We start from the raw sequence: 9,343 nt of genomic DNA, 5'->3' as shown, positions 1-9,343 counted from the left end.
CAGGATAATTTTCTCCTTTCGCATTTTTAAATCTTAATTTCTGCGCGAACAACTGCTGCATACAAAAATTCTTAAAATCCTTAAATAAATCTAATTTATCTTCTAAAAGACTTATTTTCTTATCTACAATTGATAAAAAATTAGCTATTTTTTCCTGTTCTGCAAATGAAGAAATTTTTATTTTCACATTTTTTATACTACTAGCACTTAAGCTAGGAACACCTGAAGCTTCATTATATTTAAACCAATTTATAGTTGATATTAAATAAAAAACAAATTTCGGAAATGTGTCATGTATATCTGTATAAAATAAAGTATCCACAGTCCAAAATGGTTCATTAATATAGAATGGATTATTAATACTACCCTTTCTACCTATCAAAACACTCTCTTTACTATATAAATATGTATCAACATAGGTCATTATCCCCCCAGTTCCTAAAACTGGATACTTTCCAGACCCTAAATGTTTGTAATCTTTACCATAATGAACTTCTAAAATATCCCCCAATTTTTTTTCTTCCCACTCATCTGAAAATTCTGGAAATCGGAGTTTAGGTGTGTTTTTATTTTTCGTCATTTTTTCACCTAAAAAACTGGAGCTTCTATCCCTAATTCTTTACAGTATTTTTCTATTTCTCTATCTACTTTTTCCATTTCTTCTTTATTCTTTTTTAATTTTTCTATTACTTCATCTAAGTCTATTGGTTCTTCTTCTTCAAAAGTATCCACATATCTTGGAATATTTAAATTGTAATCATTTTCTTTTATTTCTTTTAAAGTTGCTTTATGAGAATATTTTTCTATTTCTTCTCTGTTTTTGTAAGTGTTAACTATCTTATCTATATCTTCTTTTCTTAGTTTATTTTGATTTTTTACTTTTTCAAATTCTTTACTTGCGTCTATAAAAAGTATATCTGCATCATCAGTTCGACATTTTTTAAATATTAAAACTACTGTCGGTATACTTGTTCCATAGAATATATTTGCTGGTAAGCCTATAACTGCATCTAAATAATTTTTTTCATTAATCAAATATTTTCTTATTATTCCTTCTGCAGCTCCTCTAAAAAGAACTCCATGAGGAAGAACTATTCCCATCGTTCCATTTTCATCAAGATGATATATCATATGTTGTAGGAATGCAAAGTCTGCTTTTGATTTTGGAGCTAGTTTCCCATAGGCTGAAAATCTTTCATCATCTAAAAAATGGGAATCTGAGGACCATTTTGCTGAAAATGGTGGATTTGCTACTATTGCTTCAAATCTTTTATCCATATGTTGTGGGTTTTCTAGGGAATCTCCTTGTCTGATATCAAAATCGGTAAACGGCACATCATGTAAAATCATGTTCATTCGTGCCAAGTTATAAGTTGTTTGATTCAATTCCTGTCCAAAAAAGTCTGAAACTTCTGTTTCTCTTGCAACACGAAGTAATAATGAACCTGAACCACAAGTAGGATCATAAACTGATTTTAACTTATTTTTATCTAATGTCACAATCTTCGCCAATATTTTTGAAACTTCTTGTGGAGTATAAAATTCCCCCGCTTTTTTACCTGCACTTGAAGCAAATTGGCTTATAAGATACTCATATGCATCCCCTAATATATCTTTTTCCTCATCATCTATTCTAAAGTCGATATCAGCTAAATGTAATAATATTTTTGATATTAATTTATTTTTATCCTCTACAGATCTTCCAAGTTTAGATGACTGTAAATCAACATCTTCAAATAGGTTTTCAAAATCATTTTCGCTTTCATGACCAGTAGACGAAGAACTGATTCTTTTTAATGCTCTTTCCAAATCTTCTAAAATAAAATCATTATTTTGAGCTTTAATAACAACATTTTGAAAAAGACAGCTAGGTTCTAGAAAGTAACCCAAATTATCTATTGCAACTTTTTTTAAGACTTCTTTAAATTCTTCTCTTTCATAGCTCTCAGTAAAAGTTAAATTATCTTCTTCCAGTTCTTTGTTTAAATATGAATCTATTTTTTCAGATAGATATTTGTAGAAAATAAATCCTAGAATATAGTTTTTAAACTCACTTGCATCCATATTTCCTCTGAGTTCATCGGCAATTGCCCATAATTTACTTTCTAACTGATTTTGATATTGTGACATTTATTTTCCTCTAAAATTTTATACTTTTTTAATATTTGATTTTAGAGAATATAATAATATCTTTTTTAAAATAATATCAATGTGAATTATTTCACCATGAAAATTTCTCCACTAAACTTACAATTTTTTCTTTTACTATTTCCAATTTACTTTGGGTTTTAATTAGACCTAGTTTCTCATTAAATGAATCTTTAATCATTTCATTCTTTATTTTATTTGAAAACTCATAATCATTAATGATATCATTAACTATTTCTTTTTTCAAGTTTTCATCCTCAGCTAATTTAAAAATAGATTTATTTTTTTCTCTTTCTAAATAATCATCAAAGACATCTTCAATATCTTCCTCTTTATTTTCCATTATATTATGAGAAATAAATCTTTCAATAAGATCAATTTTACTTTTAAGTTCTGGAGCATTCTCCATTGTTTTAATAATAAATTCTTTATCTTTTTCAAATGAAGGTGATTTAACATCTAACTCTCTAAGTAAAGTCAAAATATATGAAACATTGATATTATCTCTTTGTATCAATTCTATCTCAAAATCAACGTCATTTAAAATAGAGACCTTATTTGTATTGCCACGAGTATCAGACCACATATCCAGATATTTTGACTTAAAATCCTCAAATTCTTGTTGAGAAATTTCTAAATCTTTAAAATTAAATTCAGTAAAAACAGTTAATCTATTCATTATTCTAAGTAATTCTCTAAATATTACTACAAATTCTTTTCTTTCTTTCTCAGAAGGTAAATAATCTACGTTTTGAGGATTGAAAACTAAATCAAAAAGTTTCTTCAAAACTTCATTAAAATCAAAAACATAAGAATTGTATGGTTTCATTAAAACAGTTTCAAATGCATTTTCATCAGAATATAATCTAATAGCTTCATCAGTATGTTTTTTGATATTTCTAAATGAAATAATATTTCCTTGTTTCTTTTTTTCATTTAAAAGTCTATTAGTACGGCTGAATGCCTGAATCAAACCATGATACACTAAATTTTTATCAACATATAATGTATTCAAATATTTATTATCAAAACCAGTTAAAAACATGTTTACTACAAGTAAAATATCAATTTCTTTGTTTTTAGATCTTTTTGAAACATCTACATAGTATTCTTGAAATGTTTCAGTAGTGTAATTTGTACCAAACATCTTATTATAATCTTTTAAATGGGTTTCCATTAAATCTCTTGGATGATCTCCTTCATAATCTTCATTTGGTCCATAAGAATAAATAGTAGCTATTTTTAAATCATGCCCCATTTTTTTAAATAATTCATAATACTTATTCAAAACTTCAATCGATGAAACAGCAAAAATTGAAGTGAATTCTCTATTATAAGTCTTACTATCATGATTTTGGATAATATATTCTGTAATTTTGCTTAATCTTTTCTCAGAATCCATTAATTCTTTAGTATCAATAGCCTCTACTTCAATATCATATTTAGCTTTATCCTTATATCTTCCAATATATTCAACCATAAACCCTAAAACATTGTTATCATTTATTGCATCTTTAATCAAATATGAATGGAGTCTATCTCCAAAAATATCCTTTGTAGTTCTTTTATTATTTGCATTCACTGAAAAAATAGGAGTTCCCGTGAAACCAAAATATTGGATATTTGTAAAATAGTCAGTAATCTTATTATGCATATCTCCAAATTGACTTCTATGGCATTCATCAAACATTAAGACCATTTTTTTATCTTTAACATTTTCTAAACCTTTTTCATGTTTTGTGACTGCTTTATATAATTTTTGAATAGTTGTGACAATTAATTTATTAGAATTTTTTAGTTGTCTTAATAATGAATGTGTATTTTCAGTTCCATCTACTGCTCCATCTGAAAAATTATTAAATTCTTTAGTAGTTTGATAATCAAGATCTTTTCTATCAATAATAAACATAACTTTATCAATATGTGACTCTTCGCATAAAATTTGAGCTACTTTAAAAGAAGTCAATGTCTTACCACTTCCTGTCGTATGCCAAACATAACCATTCTTTTTAGATTCTAATGTTTTATCCAAAATAGCTTCAATAGCATAATATTGATAGGCTCTAAGAACCATTAAAGATTTATCAGCTTCATGTAATACAATATACCTTGCAATCATTTTAGAGATATGACATTTCTCTAAAAAGATGTCAGTGAATTCATCTAATTGAGAATAATTTTTATTATCTTTATCTTTCCAAAAGAATGTGTAATCAAAGCTCAAATCTTTATTATTAGCGTAATATTTTGTGTTTACCCCATTACTAATTACAAAAATTTGTACATAGTCAAAAAGACCATGAAAAGAATGAGACCTATATCTTTTAATTTGGTTGAAAGCTTTTTTAAGTTCAACCCCTCTTTTTTTAAGTTCAATTTGAACTAATGGAAACCCATTTATTAAAAGTGTGACATCATATCTATTTTCATATTTACCTTTAAAAGTGATTTGACTACTTACTTGAAATATATTTTTACACCAATCTTTACTATTGAAAAAACTTATATATTTTATTTGTCCCTCTATTTCAAGCTCATATTTATCTCTGAGTTTTTTAGCCTTGTCAAAAACTGTTCCACCTTCAAGATGAAGCAAGATTTTATTAAATTCATCATCATCTAAATCAATTTTATTGAACTTTTCTATTTGTTTTTTAAAGTTGTTTATTAAATCATTTTCGTCTTTAATTTGGATTTTTTCATATCCATTTTCGACTAATTTATTTATTAAATTTTTTTCTAGTGTTGCTTCACTTTGAGTAGACATTATATCACTTTAATTATATAAAATAATCATTATTTAAACATGAAAAATCATTCTTAATTGATATTATCATCTTATATAATATATAGATTATTATATAAATTATTTATATATATTTGAATTTATATAACATATTAAACCAATTTATTCATAATTAACAATAAGTAAAATAAAAATATGAAAAAATATAATACTAAACAAATATAAATTGATAATCATTAAATAAAAGGTTTATCAAATAAAATCAATTCTGAAAGTGATATAATGGAAATGCCAACATATGAAGATTTATTATTGCCTTTACTAAAATTAGCTAGCGATAACAAAGAACATTCTCTTAAAGATGCAGCCAAAGAGGTTGCTGGAAAATTAAACTTGTCAGAAGAAGTTCAAAACGATTTATTGCCTAGTGGGACACAATATAGATATTTAAACAGGATAGGTTGGGCTAGAACTCATCTTAAAAAAGCAGGACTACTTGAATATCCTAAAAGAGGTTATTTTAATATAACTCCTGAGGGACAAGATCTTTTAAAAGAAGGAATAAACTCCATTGATTCTAACTTTCTTAAAAAATATGATAGCTATTTAAAATTCACTCGACCTTCAATAACAAATACAACTGAAGAAAAAAGTGAGAATATTGATTTAAATTCGTCAACTCCTGAAGAACTTGTAGATCATGGATATAATACTATTAAAGTAAATATTACAGATCAGATAATTGAGATGATAAAATCAAGTACTCCTGAATTTTTCGAACATCTTGTTATAGACTTATTACTTGGAATGGGATATGGAGGATCAAGAAAAGATGCAGATAAAGCTATTGGAAAAGTAGGTGATGAAGGAATTGATGGAATAATTAACGAAGATAAATTAGGCCTTGATAAAATTTATATTCAAGCTAAAAAATGGGAAGGAACTGTATCAAGACCTGAAATACAAAAATTTACTGGGGCTTTACATGGTAAAAATGCTAAAAAAGGAGTTTTTATAACAACTTCGAGATTTTCAAAAGAAGCTATTGAATATGCTAATAAAATTGATTATAGTTTAATATTAATTGATGGTGAAAAACTTACTGAATTAATGTTTGATTATAACATAGGTGTTTCAATTATTAACTCTTATGATATTAAAAAAATAGATACTGACTATTTTATTGATGAATAATTAAAACTAATTAACAATTTAATATAAAATACAGATAATGATGCATCAAAAAATAGTATCTATACACAAATTCACTCTTTAAAGAGAAAAAATAAAAAACTCACAACCCAAAACCTGGCACAAAATTTCCAGAGTTATTATAATACTTAGGATCAAAAGATCCGTCTGCAACTAAGAATTCTTTTACAATCTCTTTGATTAAAGAATCTGTATTATACTTTAAAAATAAATAAGTATCTGTAGTGTCTTTTGATTCACTAAAATTATTTATTAAAGTAGTTTTAGAAATTCCTACCCCTAATATAGAATTTATATCTAAACATTTTAATTTTAGATTTATATTAATACTTATAAAAAATTAGATTTTTATTTAGCTTTCTATAATTTTCATGAAAAAATAAATTAGATAATCATTTTATAAAAAAATTAATTTTGTTTTTTATAAAATATTTTCTATATTTTATAAGTTTAATAAATACAAAGTATTTTATTTTTTATAAAATCATTTATCTCTATAAAGAAAAATATAGGAAGAATTTTAATTAAAAAATATAGATTTTAAATCTATTATTTTTAATTTTTTCTTCCCTTTAAAATGTTTTTTAATTTTTTTTGTTGTTTATTTTTATTTTATTGGTCTGTAGACTTTTAGTTTTAGTTTGAAAGTATTACCAGATTTTAAGCTAATTTTGAACTTTATTCTATTTGCAGCATATTTATAATTGAGTTTTTTATTATATACTTTCCATAGTTTATACTTAAAATTTTTGTAAATTACTTTTGCACTTACAGTCTGTGAACCAGAAGCTCCCAAATTTTTAAAAGTCAACCATTTCATATAAACAAGATTACCATGCCTGACAATTCGACTATTAACTCTTTTAACAAGACGAATATTTGGTTTAGATATAACATCAGAAGAATTTTTAGCTATTGTAGTAATTTTTAGTTGACCTTGTTTTGTTATAATCCCATAATTACCAGTTCCATTATAATCCCCATTAACAGATAATAATGAGCCATTTTTTCCACTAGCTGTGAAATTCATGCTTGCTTTGCCTTCAATAGTAGTCATAGTTCCAATAAGAAGGTTATTTACATAAAATGTTACATTTTGTCCAGTAATTGTGTTACCCATATCATCAGTTAAAGTAGCATATAATGTTACAATAGTGCCATTAATCACATTAATTGTAATGTTATTAATATACTTCAAATTAAGAACACCTATATTACCTATATTATAAATCATTTGCCCCAAAATACCAGTATTGCCAGTCATGATATTATTAGAAAGAGACATATTACCACTATTGAAAATAGAACCTCCATTATATGCATTATTCTTAATAAAACTTGAATTAGTCAAAGAAAAATCATTCCCACCGTTCCAAATACCGCCACCGCCAACAATAGCATTATTTTCAGTGAACTTAGAATTGTTCACGGAAGAACTAATACCTGTATTACGGATAGCACCACCACTAGAATTAGCATTATTCCCTGTAAAAGTAGAATCATTCACAGAAAAATTATCACCTGCATTAAAAATAGCACCACCAAAACTATTTGCAGAATTTCCTATAAAACTAGAATCAACCACGGAGCAACCAAAACCTCTATTATCAATAGCACCACCACTAACACCAGCATTATTCCCTGTGAAAATAGAATCACTCAAAGAAAAATCAAGACCATTATTAGCAATAGCACCACCACTAACTGCATAATTTTCAGTGAAATTAGAATCAATCACAAAAAATTCATCCCCTCCATTCCAAATAGCACCTCCAGTACTAGCATAATTTTCAGTGAAATTAGAATCAATTACAGAAGAACTAATACCTGTATTACGAATAGCACCGCCTCCAATACCAGCATGATTTTCTGTGAAAGTTGAATAAATCACAAATAAGCTATCTCCTGCATTATAAATACTCCCACCATTTGAATTTGCAGAATTTCTTATAAAAGTCGAATCCGCTACAAAAAAGTCATTACCTGTATTAGCAATAGCACCACCACTAACATTAGCATTATTTTCAGTGAAAGTTGAATCAATAATAGAAAGGTCATTTCCTCCATTCCAAATAGCACCACCACTAACACCAGCATTATTCCCTGTGAAAATAGAATCACTCAAAGAAAAATCAACTCCAGTATTACTAATAGCACCACCACCACCAATAGCATAATTTTCAGTGAAAGTTGAATCAATAATAGAAAGGTCATTTCCAATATTATAAATGGCTCCTCCATTGTTTCCAGTATTACTAATAAACTTACAGCTAATTAACGTGATTTTAGATCCTGCATAATTATTGAATATTGCTCCTCCATTATCAATCGTATATCCATTGATAAATGTTAGATTTATTAATGTAACATTAATATTATTACTTATTCTGAATATTCTTGATAGTCCTTCTGCATCGATTATTACATTGTCTTTTGTTTTTCCTTGTATTGTAATGTTTTTGTTGATATTTATGTTTGTATTGTTACTTCCTGTGTATATTCCTTCATCAAGTTCTATCGTGTCACCAGGACTTGAGCTATTTAATGCACCACTTATTCCACCAGTAGTTATGTTATCAATTGTATTAGTAGCTGCAAAATCAGTCTGCATAGTAGTAGCTAATAAAAAAACAGCTAAAATAATTAATATTGGAATAAGTATTCTTCTATCTAATTTTTTTGAATAATTTAACATTATTCACCTCCAAAAATCAATTTCACAATCCAAATAATAGAATGTGAAATTTTTAAATTATATTTAAATTAATAAAATTGCTAATATTGATGAATATTAGGTTTATTAAAAAAGAATAATTTATAAAAAAATATTTTTTATAAAAAATATCTAAACGAGCATTCATTATAATAATTTATCATATAACCATTATTTTTCATTTAAATAAAATATAAAAAAAATAGGGGGTGCCTATATATACATTATAAAATTATTTTTTTTTTTATGAATTCACTAGTCTATCAATTGTTACAATCATTAAGTAAAAAAATGTTTGAAAAATCACTAGGATATTAAATAAAAAAGCTAAATCACTGGATAATCTGTATATTAAACAGAATTTTTGATTAGTTTAAAGTTTATAAAATCACTAGCTATTAGATTATTAGTTTTATAATATTCATATACAATTATTAACAATTTGCAAAAAGAGAATAAAAAAAGTAATTATTCTCTATAATATAATAGTGAACAACCACTATATAAAACTATCGAAAAATACC

Annotated in this window: 5 protein-coding genes; 1 reads left to right on the top strand and 4 read right to left on the bottom strand. The window is 25.9% G+C overall.

Annotated features, from left to right (window positions below):
* The 3 genes from Q0087_RS09260 to Q0087_RS09250 all read right to left on the bottom strand — a co-directional run.
* Positions 1–580 (bottom strand): restriction endonuclease subunit S (locus tag Q0087_RS09260; protein WP_297899759.1); only part of this gene is annotated, 580 nt, incomplete at its 3' end.
* Between the two features lie 8 nt (positions 581–588).
* A complete protein-coding gene (locus Q0087_RS09255) occupies positions 589–2,130 on the bottom strand; it encodes a type I restriction-modification system subunit M (RefSeq protein ID WP_297899757.1) in 1,542 nt (513 codons plus the stop codon).
* Between the two features lie 91 nt (positions 2,131–2,221).
* On the bottom strand, positions 2,222–4,915 hold the full coding sequence (locus Q0087_RS09250) for a type I restriction endonuclease subunit R (protein WP_297899756.1): 2,694 nt from the start codon (positions 4,913–4,915) through the stop codon (positions 2,222–2,224).
* 261 nt (positions 4,916–5,176) lie between these two features.
* On the opposite strand from Q0087_RS09250, the gene Q0087_RS09245 reads away from it, so the two are divergent.
* Positions 5,177–6,088 carry a restriction endonuclease gene (locus Q0087_RS09245; RefSeq protein WP_297899754.1) on the top strand — a complete coding sequence of 304 codons (912 nt, stop codon included), beginning with the start codon at positions 5,177–5,179 and terminating at the stop codon, positions 6,086–6,088.
* Between the two features lie 625 nt (positions 6,089–6,713).
* Here the strand turns inward: Q0087_RS09245 and Q0087_RS09240 are convergent.
* On the bottom strand, positions 6,714–8,801 hold the full coding sequence (locus tag Q0087_RS09240) for an S-layer family protein (RefSeq protein ID WP_297899752.1): 2,088 nt from the start codon (positions 8,799–8,801) through the stop codon (positions 6,714–6,716).
* Positions 8,802–9,343: the final 542 nt, after the last annotated feature.

This window comes from uncultured Methanobrevibacter sp. (assembly GCF_937881195.1).
Lineage (GTDB): Archaea > Methanobacteriota > Methanobacteria > Methanobacteriales > Methanobacteriaceae > Methanobinarius.
The sequence above is the reverse complement of the archived record's forward strand: the minus strand, read 5'-3'. Positions and strand labels throughout refer to the sequence as shown.